Below are 16,507 nucleotides of genomic sequence, written 5' to 3' on the forward strand. Positions count from 1 at the left end.
GAGTTGCGCATGACCTCCCGCCCCCTGGCCCTGGTGATCGACGACGACCCGCTGATGCTGGAGTTCGTGTCGACCGCGCTCGAAGGCGGCGGCTTCGAGGTCGAGACGGCCGAGGACGCCCAGCGGCTGCTGGCCGACGTCCAGGACCGCCATCCGGCCATCGTGTTCCTGGACGTGCGCATGCCCGGCGAGACCGGGATCGAGGTGCTGCGCCGTCTGCGGGTCAGCGACTGGGGCCGCGAGGTGCCGGTGGTGATCATGACCGGCGAGCGGCGCCTGGACCGCGTGGTCGAAGCCATGAGCGCGGGCGCGACGACCTACATGATGAAGCCGTTCACGCCCGTGCAGATCGTGCTGCGGGCCCGCGAGCTGATCCAGCCGCGCGAGAGCGGCAGCTTTCACTACTAGAACCGTCCCTTGCCAGTCCCCCGATCCGCTCAATCCCCGCGAAGGCGGGGACCCAAGCTGAGTTTTGGGATGGAGCGGTAGCGGTAAGCAGACCGCCAAGGCCGCTTGGATCCCCGCCTTCGCGGGGAATCTCGGAAAATGGGGACGGGCCGGAGATTTCCCCGGCCGCCCCTCAGATATCTTCCGCCAGCAGGTCGCCGACCAGGTCGCCGATCCAGGGGTTGCGCGAGCGCTTCTGGCGTTCGGCGTGGTAGATGTGGGCGAGGTCGGCGTAGGCCTTGTCGAAGTCGTCGTTGAGCACGACGTAGTCGAACTTCTCCCAGGCGGCGACCTCGTCCTTGGCGCGGGCCAGGCGGCGGGCGATGACTTCCTCGCTGTCCTGGCTGCGGGCGTGCAGGCGGCGGCTCATCTCGGCCAGCGACGGCGGCAGGATATAGACCAGCACGCTGTCGGCGCCGGCCTGTTCGTGCACCTTCATGGCGCCCTGGAAGTCGATGTCGAACAGCACGCTCTCGCCGCGCTCCAGCGCTTCCATGATCGGACCGCGCGGGCTGCCGTAGTGATTGCCGTAGACCTCGGCCCATTCGAGGAAGGCGTCGTCCTCGATCATCACCTTGAAGTCGTCCTTGGAGACGAAGTGATAGTCGCGGCCGTGATGCTCGCCCGGACGCGGGTCGCGGGTGGTGGCGCTGATCGACAGGTGCAGGTCGCCGTGATCGGCCACCAGGCGGCGGGTCAGCGAGGTCTTGCCGACGCCCGAGGGGGCCACGACCATCAGGAGGAGCCCGCGGTGCTTGCGCCCGTGCTTTTCGGCCGGGTTATTCGACATTCTGAACCTGTTCGCGAAACTGTTCGATCGTGGCCTTGAGTTCGAGGCCGTGGGCGGTCAGCGCGGCGAGCGCCGACTTGCTGCATAGGGTGTTGGCCTCGCGCATGAACTCCTGCGAGAGGAAGTCCAGCCGCCGGCCCGAAGCGCCGTCGCTGGACAGCAGGGTGCGCGCGGCGGCCACATGGCCGGCCAGGCGGTCGAGCTCCTCGCGGACGTCGGCCTTGACCGCCAGGGCGGCGGCCTCCTGCAGGATGCGCTCCTGCGAGGCGCTTTCGCCCAGAAGTTCGGACATGCGGCGCTCGAAACGCTGCTTGAGGATAGCCGGCTGGCCCTCGGCCTCGGCGGCGGCGAGACCGGTGAGGGTCTCGATGCGGTCGACGAGGCCCGAGAGCACCGGCGAGAGCGAAGCGCCCTCCTCCAGCCGCGCGGCCTTCAGGCCGTCGAGGGCCTGGTGGATGCTGGCGGCGATGGCGGCTTCCAGGGCGGCGCGGGCGTCCGGGTCCTCGTCGTCTTCGCGGACCTCGATGACGCCGCGCAGGGCCAGGAGGCCGTCGAGGCTGGGCTTGCCGACCATGCCGGTGGCCACATAGGGCGATCCGGCCTTGAGATAGCGCTCCAGCACCTCGACATTGACCTGCGGCGCGGCGGCGGCCTCGGCCTTGCGGGCCTGGACGCCGAGCGTCAGCTGGCCGCGCTGGAAGCGGCCTTGCGCGCCGTCGCGGGCGGCGCGGTCGAGGCTTTCCAGGCCCGGCGGGCCCCGGAAACGGGTCTCGAGGTTTCGGCCGTTGACGCTGCGCGCCTCGACGGCCCAGCTCCAGTCGCCCAGAGCTCCCTCGACACGCGCGAACCCGGTCATGCCCGACAGCGCCATGGTCAGTTCCCCGCTGCTTCCGAAGCCTTGGCCTCTCGCTCGATGCGACGCCACTGGGCGACGTTGCGCTCGTGCTCTTCGTAGGTCTTGGCGAAGACGTGCCCGCCGGTGCCGTCGGCGACGAAATAGAGCTCGTCGGTCTTGGGCGGGTTCATCACCGCCGCCAGGGCCTCGCGGCCCGGATTGGCGATCGGCGTCGGCGGCAGGCCGGTGATCTTGTAGGTGTTGTAGGGCGTGAAGGTGTCGAGTTCCGACCGCCGCAGGCCCCGGCCCAAAGGCCGGCCGCGGGTGATGCCATAGATCACCGTCGGGTCGGTATCGAGCCGCATCCCCAAGCGCAGGCGGTTGGTGAACAGGGCCGCGACGCGCGGACGCTCGCTGGCCAAGGCCGTCTCCTTCTCGACGATCGAGGCCAGGGTGACGGCCTCGTCCTTGGTCTGGAACGGCAGGCCTGCCTGGCGCTGCTCCCACAGGGCGTTCAGCACCTTGTCGCGGTCGTCCATCATCCGCTGCAGGACGGCGGCCCGCTCCTCGCCGCGCTCGACCTGGTAGGTCTCGGGCAGGACGGCGCCTTCCGGCGGGGTCGGCACGTCGCCGACCAGGACCGGCGAGCGTTGCAGGATCTCGACGACCATCTCGGAGGTCACGCCCTCGGGCACGGTGACCTGGTGGCGCACCACCTTGCCGTCGCGGACCATGGCCAGGACGTTGGCGAGCGAGGCTCTGTTGGGGAACTCGTATTCGCCGGCCTTCAGCCGACGCGCCGCGCCGGTGACCTGGGCGGCGGTCAGGAACAGCGACGAGGAACGGATCGCGCCACCGGCCTCCAGGGCCCCGGCGATCTCCGAGACGCTGGCGCCGCGGCGGAGCACCACCGAGGTATATTCGCCGTTCTTGGCCTTGGGGCCCGGCCCGCTGTAGAGCCAGACAGCCCCGCCGCCGACGGCGAGGGCCGCGACCGCGGCGACCACGAGGCCGCCGCCGGCCATGGCGGCCAGGCGACGTCCCAGGGTGGCGGTCTCCCGCTTGCGGGCCTTCGACGCCCGCTTGGGCGCCGAGGCCTTCTTTTGCGGACGCGGCGGCTTGCTCACGAGACTTGGCTCACGAGATTTTACGGAACACGACGGAGGCGTTGGTGCCGCCGAAGCCAAAGCTGTTGGACACGGCCACGTCGATCTTCATCGGCACGGCCTTGTGGGGCGCGAGGTTCATCGGCACGTCGACGTCGGGATTGTCGAGGTTGATGGTCGGCGGCGCGACCTGGTCGCGGATGGCCAGGATCGAGAAGATCGACTCGATGGCGCCGGCCGCGCCCAGCAGGTGGCCGGTCATCGACTTGGTCGACGACATCACCACGTTCTTGGCGTGATCGCCGAGGAACGCGGCCACGGCGCCGGCTTCCAGGCCGTCGGCCATGGTCGAGGTGCCGTGGGCGTTGATGTAGTCGATGTCCGAGGGCTGGAGGCCCGCGTCCTTGACGGCCGCCGCCAGGGCGCGACCGCCGCCTTCGCCGTTCTCCGACGGGGCGGTGATGTGATAGGCGTCGCCCGACAGGCCATAGCCGACCACTTCGGCGTAGATCTTCGCGCCACGGGCCTTGGCGTGCTCGTACTCCTCGAGCACCACGACGCCGGCGCCTTCACCCATGACAAAACCGCCGCGGTCCTTGTCGTAGGGACGCGAAGCCTTCTCGGGGGTGTCGTTGAAATCGGTGGCGACCGCGCGGCAGGCGATGAAGCCGGCGATGCCGAGCTTGCAGACGGCCGCTTCCGCGCCGCCGGCGACCATCACGTCGGCGTCGCCGTACTTGATCAGGCGCATGGCGTCGCCGATGGCGTGGGCGCCGGTGGCGCAGGCCGTAACCACGGCGTGGTTGGGGCCCTTGAAGCCGTACTTGATCGAGACCTGGCCCGAGATCAGGTTGATCAGGGCCGAGGAGATGAAGAACGGGCTGACGCGGCGCGGGCCCTTGGCTTCCAGTTCCAGCGCGGTGTCGGCGATGGTCGACAGGCCGCCGATGCCCGAGCCCAGGATGACGCCCGTGCGCCACTTCTGCTCGTCGGTTTCCGGAACCCAGCCCGAATCCTTCACGGCTTCGTCCGCGGCGGCGATGCCGTACAGGATGAAGTCGTCCACGCGCTTCTGGTCGCGCGGGCTCATGGTCTGGTCGGGGTCGAACGAACCCTCGACATCAGGACCGCCGCCGCCACGGCCATCGACGCGCGGCACTTCGCACGCGACCTGACAGGCATAGTCGGTCGGGTCGAAAGCGGTGATGCGGCCCGCGCCGGACTTGCCGGCCACGATGTTCTTCCAGGACACCTCGACGCCCTGGCCCAGAGGAGTCAGCAGGCCCAGCCCGGTGACGACGACTCTACGCATGGATTGCTCCCAAACCTTCCGACGCATCGGCCAGGACGAAAGGCGAAAGCCTCAAGCCCGGTTGCGACGCGAATCTTGGCCACATACGAAAACCGCCGCGCGCACGATGGCAAGAGCCCGTGCTGCGCGGCGGCTGATAGTGCTGTTCGCCCGTGAGGGTACGAACCCGACGCCCTTAGGCGCCGGTCTTTTCCGTGATGAACTTCACGGCGTCGCCAACCGTCTGGATGTGCTCGGCGGCGTCGTCCGGAATTTCGATGTCGAATTCTTCTTCGAACGCCATCACGAGCTCGACGTTGTCGAGGCTGTCGGCGCCCAGGTCGTCGATGAAGCTGGCCTTCTCGGTGACCTTCTCGGGATCGGCATCCAGGTGTTCGATGACGATCTTACGCACGCGCTCGAGAATGTCGGACATTCTGTTAGTCCCTCGTTTTGAAATCTGTTTACCCCCGGACGGTATGCAATCTGCTTCACCGTCCGTGAGATGTCGGGTCACCGCCTATCACGTTCCTTTTCGGGTGACCAGCGGGTCAGCCGCCAAGAAGCATGGCCGTTGTGGACCAAGGCGGCGTTCGCCTAGATCATGGCCATGCCGCCGTTGACGTGCAAGGTCTGACCGGTGACGTAACCGCCCTGATCGCTGGCCAGGTAAACGCAGGCGGCGGCGATATCGCTCCCCTCGCCCAGCTTGCCGGCCGGAATGGTCGACAGGATGCCGGCCTTCTGCTGGTCGTTCAGGGCGTCGGTCATCGGGCTGGCGATGAAGCCGGGGGCGACGCAGTTGACGGTCACGCCGCGGCTGGCCAGCTCCTGGGCCAAGGCCTTGGAAAACCCGATCATTCCGGCCTTCGAGGCCGCGTAGTTGGTCTGGCCGGGGTTGCCGGTGACGCCCACGATCGAGGTGATGCCGATGATGCGGCCAGCGCGGCGCTTCATCATGCCCTTGGCGGCGGCGCGGGCCAGGCGGAAGTAGCCCTCCAGGTTCACCTTGATGACGGTGTCCCAGTCCTCGTCCTTCATGCGCACGATCAGGCCGTCGCGGGTGATGCCGGCGTTGGCGATGACGATGTCGAGCGGGGCGCCGGCGGCTTCCTCGGCCTTGGCGACCAGGCCGTCGACCGCTTCCGCGTCCGACAGATTCGCCACCACGAACGAGGCGCGCTCGCCCAGCTCGTTCTTCAGTTCGGTCAGCGCCGATTCGCGGGTGCCCGAGAGCACGACATGGGCGCCCTGGCCGTGCAGGGCGCGGGCGATGGCGCCGCCGATGCCGCCGGTGGCGCCGGTGACGAGGGCGGTCTTGCCGGTGAGGTCGAACATTTGAGTTCTCCGGTTCGGAGGAAAGGTGAAGCGAGAACCTCGTCCTTCGACAAGCTCAGGATGAGGGTCTCGAATGGATCGCCGCGCCTGACGTCCTCATCCTGAGCTTGTCGAAGGATAAGGACGCGGCAAGGCGTTTCAAAGCGAGCTGGCGAAGGCTTCCAGGTCGGCGGGGCTGTTCAGCGGGGTCGCCTCGGCGTCCGGGGCGATGCGCTTGGCCATGCCCGAAAGCACCTTGCCGGCGCCGGCCTCGGCGAAGCGGGTGACCCCGCCCTCGCCGGCCAGCCAGGTCATGCTCTCGCGCCAGCGGACGCGGCCGGTGACCTGCTCGACCAGCAGCTTGCGGATGACGTCCGGGTCGTGGACCGGGACGGCGGTGACGTTGGCCACCAGCGGCGCGCGCGGGGCCAGGATCGTGGCGCTGGCCAGGGCGGCGGCCATCTCGTCGGCGGCCGGCTGCATCAGCGGGCAGTGGAAGGGCGCGGAGACGTTCAGCGGAATGGCGCGGGCGCCCAGTTCCTTGGCCTTCTCGATGGCCTTGTCGACGGCGGCCTTGGCGCCGGAGATCACGACGTTGCCGTTGTTGTTGTCGTTGGCCACGACGCAGACGCCGACTTCCGAGCCGGCGGCGGCGGCGGCCTCGGCCAGGGCGATGTCGGTCTTGGGACCGATCAGCGAGGCCATGGCGCCCTCGCCCACCGGCACGGCGCGCTGCATGGCCTGGCCGCGCAGCTTCAACAGACGCGCGGTGTCGGCCAGGCTGATGGCGCCGGCGGCGGCCAGTGCCGAGTATTCACCCAAGCTGTGGCCGGCGACGAAGGCGGCGCGATCGATGCCGACGCCGAACTCCTTCTCCAGCGTGCGGGTGACCGCCAGGCTAACGGCCATCAGGGCCGGCTGGGCGTTCTCGGTCAGGGTCAGGTCGCCCTCGGGACCTTCACGCATCAGTTGGGACAGCTTCTGGCCCAGGGCGTCGTCGACTTCCTGGAACACCTCGCGGGCGGACGCGAAGGCCTCCGCCAGCTCGACGCCCATGCCAACCGATTGGCTGCCCTGTCCCGGGAAGATGAAGGCGATGCTCATGACGGCCCGCTCCTCTAAGATTCAATGTCTTGGGCGCGGAGGGTTAGGGGAAAGCCGGTGACTGGGCAAGCCGGACCGCTGTTTTGCCGATACTTGCTTTCCGTTGGGGCACGTCCACATTGCTGGCCAAGCCGCATCCCAGGCTTCCGGAGTCGCCAAGATGAACCGCCCCGCCCTCGCCGCCTGCCTGCTCGCCCTGGGCCTAGCCGCCGCCTCGCCGGCCCTGGCGGCCCTCAAGCCCGGCGACAAGGCCCCCGACTTCACCGCCCCCGGCGCCCTGGCCGGCAAGGACTTCCAGTTCAAGCTGTCCAAGGCCCTGAAGAAGGGTCCGGTGGTGCTGTACTTCTTCCCCGCCGCCTACACGGCCGGCTGCACGGCCGAGGCCCACGAGTTCGCCGAGGCCACGCCCGAGTTCCAGAAGCTGGGCGCGACCGTGATCGGCGTCACGGCCGGCAATGTCGACCGCATCAAGGACTTCTCCAAGGAACACTGCCGCGACAAGTTCGCGGTGGCCGCCGCCACGCCCGACCTGATCAAGACCTACGACGTGGTGCTGGACAAGCGCCCCGAATGGTCGAACCGCACCTCGTACGTGATCGCGCCGAACGGCAAGGTCCTGATGGCCTACACCGACGGCAACTTCCAGGGCCACGTGACCAAGACCATGGATGCGGTGAAGGCGTACAAGAAGAAGTAGGGCTGGGCTCCCGCCTTCTCTTCAATCGTCATCCCGGCTCTTCGCTTCGCTACGGCCGGGATGACGAAGTTGGGGGACTAGAACTTCACCTTCACCCCGGCGCTCCACATCGCCGGCTCGTCGGCCAGGCGGTAGACGATCAGGCCGGGGATGAAGACCGCGCCGGAGACGTAGTCCTTGGCGTCGAGGACGTTGCGGCCCTGGACGAACACCCGCCAGGCCGCCGAGGGCGATTCCCAGGCCAGGCTGGCGTTGACGCGATCGACCGCCCCGATGCGGCCGGCCTGGGCGTTGGTGGCCTCGGCGTAGCGCGGGCCGCGGTGGCTGTAGTCGGTCGAGACGATGATCGCCCCGCCCTTCAGCGCCCGCGGCTCGATGCGCCAGGAGCCGCCGACCTGGGCCTGCACCTTCGAGACCAGCGGCAGGACCTCGGCCCCGGCCTGGGCCGCGGCGGTCGAGGCGTCCAGCTTCTCGTACTCGGCGTCGGTCAGGGCCAGCGAGGCGAAAAGGTCCAGCCCCTTCATCGGCGTAGCGGCGGCCTCGACCTCAAGGCCGGCGATCCGCGCCTCGGCCGCGTTCTGGGTCAGGATCGAGCCGTTGCTGATGACGTTCTGCTGCAGGTCCTTCAACTGCTGGACATAGGCGGCCAGGTTCAGGCGGGCGCGGCGGTCGAAGGCCTCGATCTTGGCGCCGGCCTCGTAGGACCAGGCGGATTCGGGGTCGTAGGCCTTGGTGAAGATCGACGGCTCGGCGATCGACAGGACCACGAAGCCGCCGGCGCGGTAACCGCGCGCGATCGTGCCGTAGACCATGACGTCGTCGCTGGCTTCGTACTGAAGATTGAACTTCGGGGTCCAGACCTTCCATTCACCTTCGTTGGATCGGCTGGTCAGGCTGGCGGGATAGGCCGCCAGGCCGTTCTGGATCGTGCCGGCGATGGTCTTTTCGTCCCTGGTCCAGCGCAGGCCGGCCGAGCCCCTGAGCCGGTCGGTGAAGCGCCACTCCAGCTGGCCGTAGGCGGCGATGCTTTCCGAGGTCGCGTGGATCGTGGTCGGCAGCAGCGGCACGGGGAACGGGCCGTAGATGCCCGAGCCGACGGTGTCGGACAGCACCTGGCTTCCGGTCTCCCTGAACCAGAACAGCCCGCCGATCCATTGCAGGCGGCCGTCGAACGTCTCGCCCAGGGCCTGGAACTCCTGGCTGGCCTGTTCCTGGTCGGTGTCGCTGCCACGCAGGAAGCCGGCGACGAGGCCCGAACCGGTCACCAGGCCGCCGGAGAAATCGAGCGTCCAGCGATCGTCCAGGCGCTGGTAGGCGGTGATCGACTTCAGCTGGATCCCGTCCAGATCGTAGCCCAGGTGCAGGGCCAGATTCTTCTGCTCGGTCTTGGTGTCGGTATTCAGCGGCGAGCGGGTGGAGCCGAACTGGCCGCCGGCCAGGGGTTGGAGGCTCACCGGATCGAGCGGCGAGAAGTGCTGGCCATCGGTGTCGGTGCGTGCATAGGCGGCCGAGACGGTCGCGCTGAGCAGACCGGTGTCGATCAGGCCCAGGGAGAAGCGCGCGCCGGCGTCGCGGCGTTCACCGACGCGGCGGTTCAGGGCCGTGTTCTGCTGCCAGCCGTCGCGGTCGGAGAACAGGGCCGAGACCGTGGCCCCGACATGGTCGGTGATCCTGCCGCCGGCGCTGCCCCGATAGCGCTGCAGGCCGTAGTCGCCCCACGAGGCCTCGACGAAGCCGCCGGGCGCGTCGCCGGGCTGGCGGGTGACGTATTTCAGCGCGCCGGTCATCGAGTTGCGGCCATAGAGCGTGCCCTGCGGTCCGCGCAGCACCTCCACCCGCGTGACGTCGGCCAGGTCGAGGTTCGCGACCGACAGGCGGGCCTGGTACACGTCGTCGACATAGATGCCGACGGGCGGCTCGGAGGTGATCATGCCGCCGGTCTGGTCGAGCGCGCCGCGCAGGGCGACCTGCACCGTCGAGGGCGAGGCGCTGATCTGCGAGACGTAGAGGCTGGGCACGGCCGCGCCCAGGGTCTCGGCCTTGGTGATCTGAAGCTGGTCGAGGGCCTTTGCGCCAAAGGCGCTGACAGCGACCGGCGCGTCCTGCAGCTTCTGCTCGCGCCGCTGCGCGGTGACGACGAGGTCCTCGACCGCGACCGGCGCCTCCTGGGCCAGGGCCGGCGTCGCGCCGACCAGCATGGCTAAGGCCGACGCGCCGTATAGAACCGACTTTCGCATGTATCCGCTCCCCCTCTGGTGGAGCGATCAGGAGGGAAAGGCTTATGCGCGGGCGCAAACCCGCCCTCGCCGGCGCCCGCTGGTCGGACAGGCGTTCGGGAAACTCGCGACGGATTGTCGGGAAAGCGGCGCGGCTGCGCCGGCGGTCACCAGTTGGTCTTGACCAGCTTGACCATGAAGCGGCCGTCCTGGACGCGCTCGTCCTCGGCGCGGACGCTGACCGAGAACTCGGCCGGGATATCGAAAGGCCGGATCAGGCTGAAGTCGACGCCCTCGTCGCCCATGGTGCCGCCGCCCAGGCCGATCGAGGCGATCTGGCGGCCGTCGAGGGTCAGGGCCGAACGCACGTTGGCGCGGGCGATCGGGACCGAAGCCGGCAGGATCATCGACCGCGTGGCGTTCATGTCGACCGACACGCTGACATAGTTGGACTTGGGCAGGTCGCCGAACCCGAACAGCCGCGACAGCGAGGAGCGGACACCGGCCTCGCGCTTGTTCAGCGACGCGCCCAGCGCCAGGGCGCGCGGGCTGGGGCCCTGGTCGGCCTTGGCCGTCATGTTCAGGTTGAAGTCGTAGGTCGGCTGCTCGATGCTGCCGGCGACCTTGGCCACGAAGGTGGTGCTTTCGGCGTCGGACGAGAGATCGAGCGGCAGGGCCGCCGAGTAGCCCGTGAAGCGGCCGTCGTTGGACGACACCGACAGGTCGGGCTTCCTGATCGCCTGGGCCATCACCGGGACAGCCGTCATCGACAGCGCGAACGCGCCGCCAAGGATCAGGCTCTTCACGGTTGCACCCCGCATGCCCCTTCCCTAACCACCCCAGGTATTAACGGCAAGCTGCGTTGCGTCAGGAAAACGACTCCGGCCCCGCCTTTTTCGGTTTCGCCCAGGACGCGGGCGCCGCCCTGCCCGCCGCCCGGGCCAAGGCCAGCCTTGCCTCGCCGCCGCGTTTCCTGTAGTAGCGCGCGTTCTCACGGAAGGCGGTCTTGAGCGAACCCCTCACGGGGCCGGGATTATCCCGCTCGTCGCACAGGATCCATCGTGGTCGTCGGACTTCCGCCGCCGACCGCGCCGCTTTGCCATAACGGAAGAGGAAAACATGTCGTTCTACGAACACGTGGTCATCGCGCGGCAGGACATCTCGCCGCAACAGGCCGAAGCTCTCAACGAGCAAATCAAGACCCTGATCGAAGAAGGTGGTGGTCACATCGCCAAGATCGAATACTGGGGTCTGCGTAACCTCACCTACCGCATCAAGAAGAACCGCAAGGGCCACTATTCCCTGCTCGCCATCGACGCCCCGGCGCCGGCGGTGAAGGAAATGGAACGCCAGCTGTCGATCAACGAAGACGTGCTGCGTTTCATGACCATCCGCGTGGAAGAGCTGGACCTGGAACTGTCGCCGGTTCTGGCCCGTCGCGACCGTGAGCGCAGCGATCGCCCCGAGCGTTCGGACCGCCCTGAGCGTTCCGAGCGTCCGCGCGAAGACTTCGCCCCGCAAGCGTAAGGGAGAAATAGATCATGACCGATACGACTGCTCCCGAAGCCGCGGCTCCGGCCGCCGCCGCCACCGGCGGCGCCCGCCGTCCGTTCTTCCGTCGCCGCAAGGTTTGCCCGTTCTCGGGCGCCAACGCACCGAAGATCGACTACAAGGACGTGAAGCTGCTGCAGCGTTACGTTTCCGAGCGCGGCAAGATCGTTCCGTCGCGCATCACCGCGGTGTCGGCCAAGAAGCAACGCGAACTGGCCAAGGCCATCAAGCGCGCCCGCTTCCTGGCTCTGCTCCCCTACGTCGTGAAGTAAGGGAGACGCCACGATGAAAGTGATCCTGCTCGAACGAGTCGAAGGCAAGGGCGTCCTGGGCGACGTGGTGACGGTGAAGGACGGGTTCGCCCGTAACTACCTGCTGCCGCGCAACAAGGCTCTCCGCGCCAACTCGAACAACCTGAAGGCCTTCGAGGCGCAACGCGCCGAGATCGAAGCCCGCAACCTGCGCAACCGCGAAGCCGCCGGCAAGTCCGGTGAGTCGCTGGACGGCACGCAGTACATCCTGATCCGTCAGGCTGGCGAAAGCGGCCAGCTGTACGGTTCGGTCGCGGGCCGCGACGTCGCCGACGCCATCAAGGCCGAAGGCGGCAAGGTCGACCGCTCGATGATCGTGCTGGACAAGCCGATCAAGACGCTCGGCGTCCACGAAGTGAAGGTGAAGCTGCACGCTGAAGTGACCGTCACGGTCACCCTCAACATCGCGCGCAGCGCCGACGAAGCCGAGCGCCAAGCGCGCGGCGAAAACGTCATCGCCTCGCAGTTCGAGGAAGAGCGTCTGGCCGACGCCGAAGCCGCCCAGGACCTCCTGGAAGGCGGCGCCGGCGCGCAAGAAGGCGACTACGAAGCCTGATTTTTCAGGACCTTCGCAGACGAATGAGAACGGCGCGGAGCAATCCGCGCCGTTTTTTTCTGCGCCGAAATCTAGAATTGCTCAGATTGTAGGAAGAGCGACGTTCGCGCAGGTTGAGCCTGTCTAACCGCCTGTCGGCCAGAACGAGACGCGAAAGCGCCCCCGACCGACAGCGTTTCGAGGGGATTACACCATGCGTACTCAACTGCTGCTGCTCGCCGCGGCCTCGGCTTCGGCCCTGGCCGTCTCCACCGCCAACGCTCAGACCACAGACGATCAGACCGCCGTCGAGGAAGTCGTCGTCACCGGCACCCGCACCGCCGGGCGTTCGCGCCTCGACACCGTCTCGCCCGTCGACGTCGTCGACTCAAAGGCGCTGACCCGCCAGGGCTCGACCGAACTGGCCCAGGCGCTGTCGACCCTGGCGCCCTCACTGAACTTCCCGCGCCCGTCGGCCGTGGACGGCACCGACTCGGTGCGTCCCGCCACGCTGCGCGGCCTGGCGCCCGACCAGACCCTGGTGCTGCTGAACGGCAAGCGCGGCCACGCCGCGGCCCTGGTCAACGTCAACGGCTCGGTCGGCCGCGGCTCGGCCGCCTTCGACCTCAACACCATTCCGACCGCCGCCCTCGACCGCGTCGAGATCCTGCGCGAAGGCGCCGCGGCCCAGTACGGCTCGGACGCCATCGCCGGCGTCGTCAACCTGCGCCTGCGCGAAGCGCGCAGCGGCGGCGGCGCGACCGCCAGCTACGGGCTCTACAACACCGAGGTGAAGACCGCGCGCGACACCGACGGCCGCAAGGCCACCGACGGCGTCACCTACACCGCCTCGGTCTGGCAGGGCTTCGGCATCGGCGAGGACGGCTACCTGACGGTCACCGCCGACTGGTCCAAACGCAACCCGACCAACCGCAGCGACGTCTCGTCGGCCTTCAGCCCGGGCGTCGTCACCGGTCGCTATGGCGACGCCGAGGTCGAGAGCAAGTCGCTGTTCGCCAACGCCGGCCTGCCGATCGGCGAGACCTGGAAGGCCTATGGCTGGCTGGGCTACCAGCACCGCGACGGCGAAAGCGCCGCCTTCCCGCGCCTGTCCAACAACGCCGCCAACATCCCGTCTATCTATCCGAACGGCTTCCTGCCCAAGATCGCCACCGACATCGACGACTACAACGCCGCCTTCGGCGCCAAGGGCGATGCCGGCGTCTACACCATCGACGCCAGCTTCACCTACGGCCAGAACGACATCGAGTACGGGGTCAAGGACAGCCTGAACGCCTCGTACGGCCCGGCCTCGCCGACCTCGTTCAACGCCGGCTCGATGCGCTACCGCCAGGCCGTGGCCTCGCTGGACATCACCCGTCCGCTGGCCATCGCCGCCTTCGCCCAGCCCTCGACCCTGGCCTTCGGCGCCGAGTACCGCAAGGAAAGCTACGACATCGTCGCCGGCGAGCAGGCCTCGTGGGCCAATGGCGGCTACAACGGCCTGGCGGCCGGCGCCCAGGGCTTCCCGGGCTTCCGCCCGAGCAACGCCGTCGACGTCAGCCGCGACAACTACAGCTTCTATGTCGACCTCGACAGCCAGGTGACCGACAAGCTGGACGTCGATATCGCCGCGCGCTTCGAGGACTATTCGGACTTCGGCACCAAGACGACCGGCAAGGTCGCCGCCCGCTACGACATCCTCGACGGCTTCGCCGTGCGCGGCGCGGTGTCGACCGGCTTCCGGGCCCCGGCCCTGCAGCAGCAGTACTTCACCGCCACCTCGACCAACATCATCAGCGGCACGGCCACCGAGGTCGGCACCTTCCCGGCCACCAGCCCGGTCTCGGCCGTGCTGGGCGCCAAGGCGCTGGAGCCGGAAGAGAGCACCAACTACTCGCTGGGCCTGGTCTATCACCGCGGCCCGTTCGAGGTGACGGTCGACGCCTACCAGATCGACATCGACAACCGCATCGTGCTCTCGGAGAACATCCAGGGCAGCGCCACCGGCACGGCGACCCAGCAGGCGATCTACGCCCTGCTCGCCCCCTACGGCGTGACCACGGCGCGGTTCTTCATCAACGGCGTCGACACGACGACCAAGGGCGTCGACGTGGTGGTGCGCTATCGCCTCGACGCGGCCGAGGCCGGGCGCTTCGACCTGACTCTGGCGGGCAACTACAACGAGACCGAGGTCACCCGTCTGCCGACGACCAACACCCTGTCGTCGCTGCCGGTCCCGCCGGCCCTGTTCGCCCGCGTCAATGTGCAGACCTTCGAACGCGGCACCCCGCGCACGAAGTTCGTGGCCAGCGGCGACTGGAGCAAGGGCCCCTGGGGCGCGACCCTGAAGCTGACCGGCTATGGCACGGTGCTTCAGCCCAACGCCACGCCCTCGCTTGACTACTGGACCGGCCGCAAGGCGGTGATCGACCTGGAAGCCCGTCGCACCTTCGCCGACAAGCTGACCTGGGCCGTGGGCGCCAACAACCTGTTCGACGAGTACCCCAACCGCACGCCGGCGGCCGTCAACAGCACCAGCGGCGTGGTCGGCTTCCCGAACTACTCGCCGTTCGGTTTCAACGGCCGGTTCCTCTACACCCGCCTCAGCTACAACTGGTAAGTTGACCTAGGGTAAGACTCGAAGGGGACGCGGCGAGCAGCCTGCGTCCCCTTTTGTCGCCTCGAAGATATACACAGAACATCCCCATCCATCTGCGCCGTTGACCACGCTCCGAACGCGCGTCGCGGCCTCGTTCGCGTTAACTTATGGCGATGTCCCTGGTCCCCGCTCTCGACCTGCGCCCGCCCGCGCAGGATGCCCCTCAGATCGCCGTCGCGCCGCACAACCTGGAAGCCGAACAGGCGCTGCTGGGCGTTCTGCTGTACGACAACTCGGCCTACGAGCGGCTGACCGACAGCCTGCAGGGACGCCACTTCTACGAACCCTTCCACCAGCGGCTGTTCCAGTCGATCGAGACGCACATCCGCAAGGGCCAGCTGGCCGAGCCGATCCTGCTGGCCGACGAGTTCAAGCGCGATCCGGCCTTCGAGGAACTGGGCGGCATCCGCTATCTGGCCGATCTCGTCGATCGCGCTCCGCCGGCCGCCAATGTCGGCGACTATGCCCGCGCGGTGTTCGACCTGGCCCTGCGCCGCGACCTGATCCGCATCGGCGGCGAGATCGCCTCGGCCGCCCATGGCCACGGCGAAGAGAAGCGTCCCGCCCGCGACCAGATCGAAGCGGCTGAACAGCAGCTCTACACCCTGGCCGAAAGCGGCACCGCCAGTTCCGGCTTCGTCAGCTTCGGCGACGCCCTGCGCGGCGCCGTCGAGATGACCGCCGAGGCCTTCCAGCGCGACGGCGGCATGTCGGGCCTGGCCTCCGACCTGATCGACCTCGACCAGAAGATCGGCGGCCTTCACCCTTCCGACTTGATCGTGCTCGCCGGTCGTCCGTCGATGGGCAAGACCGCGCTTGCGACCAACATCGCCTTCAACGTCGCCAAGAAATACGCCTGGGAGCCCCAGCCCGACGGCAGCCGCAAGACCGTCAATGGCGGCGTGGTGGCCTTCTATTCGCTGGAAATGAGCGCCGAGCAGCTGGCCCTGCGTATGCTGGCCGACGCCTCGGGCGTGTCGGGCGACAAGCTGCGCAAGGGCGAGATCGACGCCAGCGAGTTCGGCCGCGTGCGCGACGCGGCCATGGAACTGCAGGAAGCGCCGCTCTACATCGACGCCACCGGTGGTATCTCGATCGCCAAACTGACCGCCCGGGCTCGACGCCTGAAGCGCCAGGTGGGCCTCGACCTGATCGTCGTCGACTACCTCCAGCTGGTCACCGGCTCGGACCTCGGCTCCAACGCCAGCCGCGTGCAGGAAGTCTCGCAGATCACCATGGGCCTCAAGGCCCTGGCCAAGGAACTGGCCTGCCCTGTCATCGCGCTGTCGCAGCTGTCGCGTCAGGTCGAAAGCCGCGAGGACAAGCGCCCGCAGCTGTCGGACCTTCGTGAATCCGGCTCGATCGAGCAGGACGCCGACATGGTGTGGTTCGTGTTCCGCGAAAGCTACTATGTCGGCCGGGCCGAGCCCCGCGAGGGCACGCCCGAGCACCTGACCTGGCAAGAGGAAATGGACAAGCTGCAAGGCCTGGCCGAGGTGATCATTGCCAAGCAGCGTCACGGCCCCATCGGCACCGTGCGCCTGTCGTTCAACAGTGACACCACCCGCTTCGGCAACCTCTCGCGCGACCACTATTTCCACCAGATGCGCAGCGGCGACGACGAATAGCGCGCGAGCGCTTTACC

16 protein-coding genes are annotated in these 16,507 nt (G+C 68.1%); 7 read left to right on the top strand and 9 right to left on the bottom strand.

The window, feature by feature from the left end; all coding sequences use genetic code 11:
• The first annotated feature begins 9 nt into the window (after positions 1-9).
• On the top strand, positions 10-408 hold the full coding sequence (locus tag V6S85_RS09695) for a response regulator (RefSeq protein ID WP_101717384.1): 399 nt from the start codon (positions 10-12) through the stop codon (positions 406-408).
• A 172-nt stretch (positions 409-580) separates the two neighbouring features.
• Here the strand turns inward: V6S85_RS09695 and gmk are convergent, their stop codons facing one another.
• The 7 genes from gmk to fabD form a co-directional block, all read right to left on the bottom strand.
• Positions 581-1,237 (bottom strand): guanylate kinase, encoded by a 657-nt coding sequence (gmk, locus tag V6S85_RS09700; RefSeq protein WP_116564561.1) that lies wholly within the window; start codon positions 1,235-1,237, stop codon positions 581-583.
• The gene (locus V6S85_RS09705; RefSeq protein ID WP_116564563.1) at positions 1,227-2,108 is read right to left on the bottom strand and encodes a YicC/YloC family endoribonuclease; all 882 of its coding nucleotides are present in this window, start codon (positions 2,106-2,108) and stop codon (positions 1,227-1,229) included. Before V6S85_RS09705 ends, gmk begins: the two co-directional genes overlap by 11 nt.
• Positions 2,109-2,110: 2 nt before the next feature.
• Positions 2,111-3,199, bottom strand: coding sequence for an endolytic transglycosylase MltG (gene mltG, locus V6S85_RS09710; RefSeq protein ID WP_243410464.1), 1,089 nt, complete (start codon positions 3,197-3,199; stop codon positions 2,111-2,113).
• Positions 3,200-3,209: 10 nt separating this feature from the next.
• A complete protein-coding gene (gene fabF / locus V6S85_RS09715; protein ID WP_334348816.1) occupies positions 3,210-4,490 on the bottom strand; it encodes a beta-ketoacyl-ACP synthase II in 1,281 nt (426 codons plus the stop codon).
• A gap of 175 nt (positions 4,491-4,665) precedes the next feature.
• Positions 4,666-4,905, bottom strand: coding sequence for an acyl carrier protein (locus tag V6S85_RS09720; RefSeq protein WP_007672577.1), 240 nt, complete (start codon positions 4,903-4,905; stop codon positions 4,666-4,668).
• 161 nt (positions 4,906-5,066) lie between these two features.
• Positions 5,067-5,807 carry a 3-oxoacyl-[acyl-carrier-protein] reductase gene (gene fabG, locus V6S85_RS09725; RefSeq protein ID WP_101712922.1) on the bottom strand — a complete coding sequence of 247 codons (741 nt, stop codon included), beginning with the start codon at positions 5,805-5,807 and terminating at the stop codon, positions 5,067-5,069.
• Between the two features lie 138 nt (positions 5,808-5,945).
• The gene (gene fabD, locus V6S85_RS09730; RefSeq protein ID WP_116564567.1) at positions 5,946-6,890 is read right to left on the bottom strand and encodes an ACP S-malonyltransferase; all 945 of its coding nucleotides are present in this window, start codon (positions 6,888-6,890) and stop codon (positions 5,946-5,948) included.
• Between the two features lie 160 nt (positions 6,891-7,050).
• On the opposite strand from fabD, the gene V6S85_RS09735 reads away from it, so the two are divergent.
• Positions 7,051-7,587 (top strand): peroxiredoxin, encoded by a 537-nt coding sequence (locus V6S85_RS09735; protein WP_116564569.1) that lies wholly within the window; start codon positions 7,051-7,053, stop codon positions 7,585-7,587.
• A gap of 77 nt (positions 7,588-7,664) precedes the next feature.
• Here V6S85_RS09735 and V6S85_RS09740 read toward each other — a convergent pair whose 3' ends face one another.
• Together V6S85_RS09740 and V6S85_RS09745 are read right to left on the bottom strand one after the other, a co-directional pair.
• Positions 7,665-9,824, bottom strand: coding sequence for a TonB-dependent receptor (locus V6S85_RS09740; RefSeq protein ID WP_334348817.1), 2,160 nt, complete (start codon positions 9,822-9,824; stop codon positions 7,665-7,667).
• A gap of 146 nt (positions 9,825-9,970) precedes the next feature.
• Positions 9,971-10,609 carry a hypothetical protein gene (locus V6S85_RS09745; RefSeq protein WP_334348818.1) on the bottom strand — a complete coding sequence of 213 codons (639 nt, stop codon included), beginning with the start codon at positions 10,607-10,609 and terminating at the stop codon, positions 9,971-9,973.
• 313 nt (positions 10,610-10,922) lie between these two features.
• Here V6S85_RS09745 and rpsF point away from each other — a divergent pair, with 313 nt between their 5' ends.
• The 5 genes from rpsF to V6S85_RS09770 all read left to right on the top strand — a co-directional run bounded on the left by rpsF (position 10,923) and on the right by V6S85_RS09770 (position 16,490).
• Positions 10,923-11,330 (top strand): 30S ribosomal protein S6, encoded by a 408-nt coding sequence (rpsF, locus tag V6S85_RS09750; RefSeq protein ID WP_101712926.1) that lies wholly within the window; start codon positions 10,923-10,925, stop codon positions 11,328-11,330.
• 14 nt (positions 11,331-11,344) lie between these two features.
• A complete protein-coding gene (gene rpsR, locus V6S85_RS09755; RefSeq protein ID WP_116564575.1) occupies positions 11,345-11,626 on the top strand; it encodes a 30S ribosomal protein S18 in 282 nt (93 codons plus the stop codon).
• Between the two features lie 13 nt (positions 11,627-11,639).
• Entirely contained in the window at positions 11,640-12,221 is a 582-nt protein-coding gene (gene rplI, locus V6S85_RS09760; protein ID WP_116564577.1) for a 50S ribosomal protein L9, read from the top strand.
• A 193-nt stretch (positions 12,222-12,414) separates the two neighbouring features.
• Positions 12,415-14,823, top strand: a complete 2,409-nt coding sequence (locus V6S85_RS09765) for a TonB-dependent receptor plug domain-containing protein (RefSeq protein ID WP_334348819.1) — start codon at positions 12,415-12,417, stop codon at positions 14,821-14,823.
• A 146-nt stretch (positions 14,824-14,969) separates the two neighbouring features.
• Positions 14,970-16,490 (top strand): replicative DNA helicase, encoded by a 1,521-nt coding sequence (locus V6S85_RS09770; RefSeq protein ID WP_116564581.1) that lies wholly within the window; start codon positions 14,970-14,972, stop codon positions 16,488-16,490.
• Positions 16,491-16,507: the final 17 nt, after the last annotated feature.

Source organism: Caulobacter sp. CCNWLW153, assembly GCF_036889365.1.
GTDB lineage: Bacteria > Pseudomonadota > Alphaproteobacteria > Caulobacterales > Caulobacteraceae > Caulobacter > Caulobacter radicis.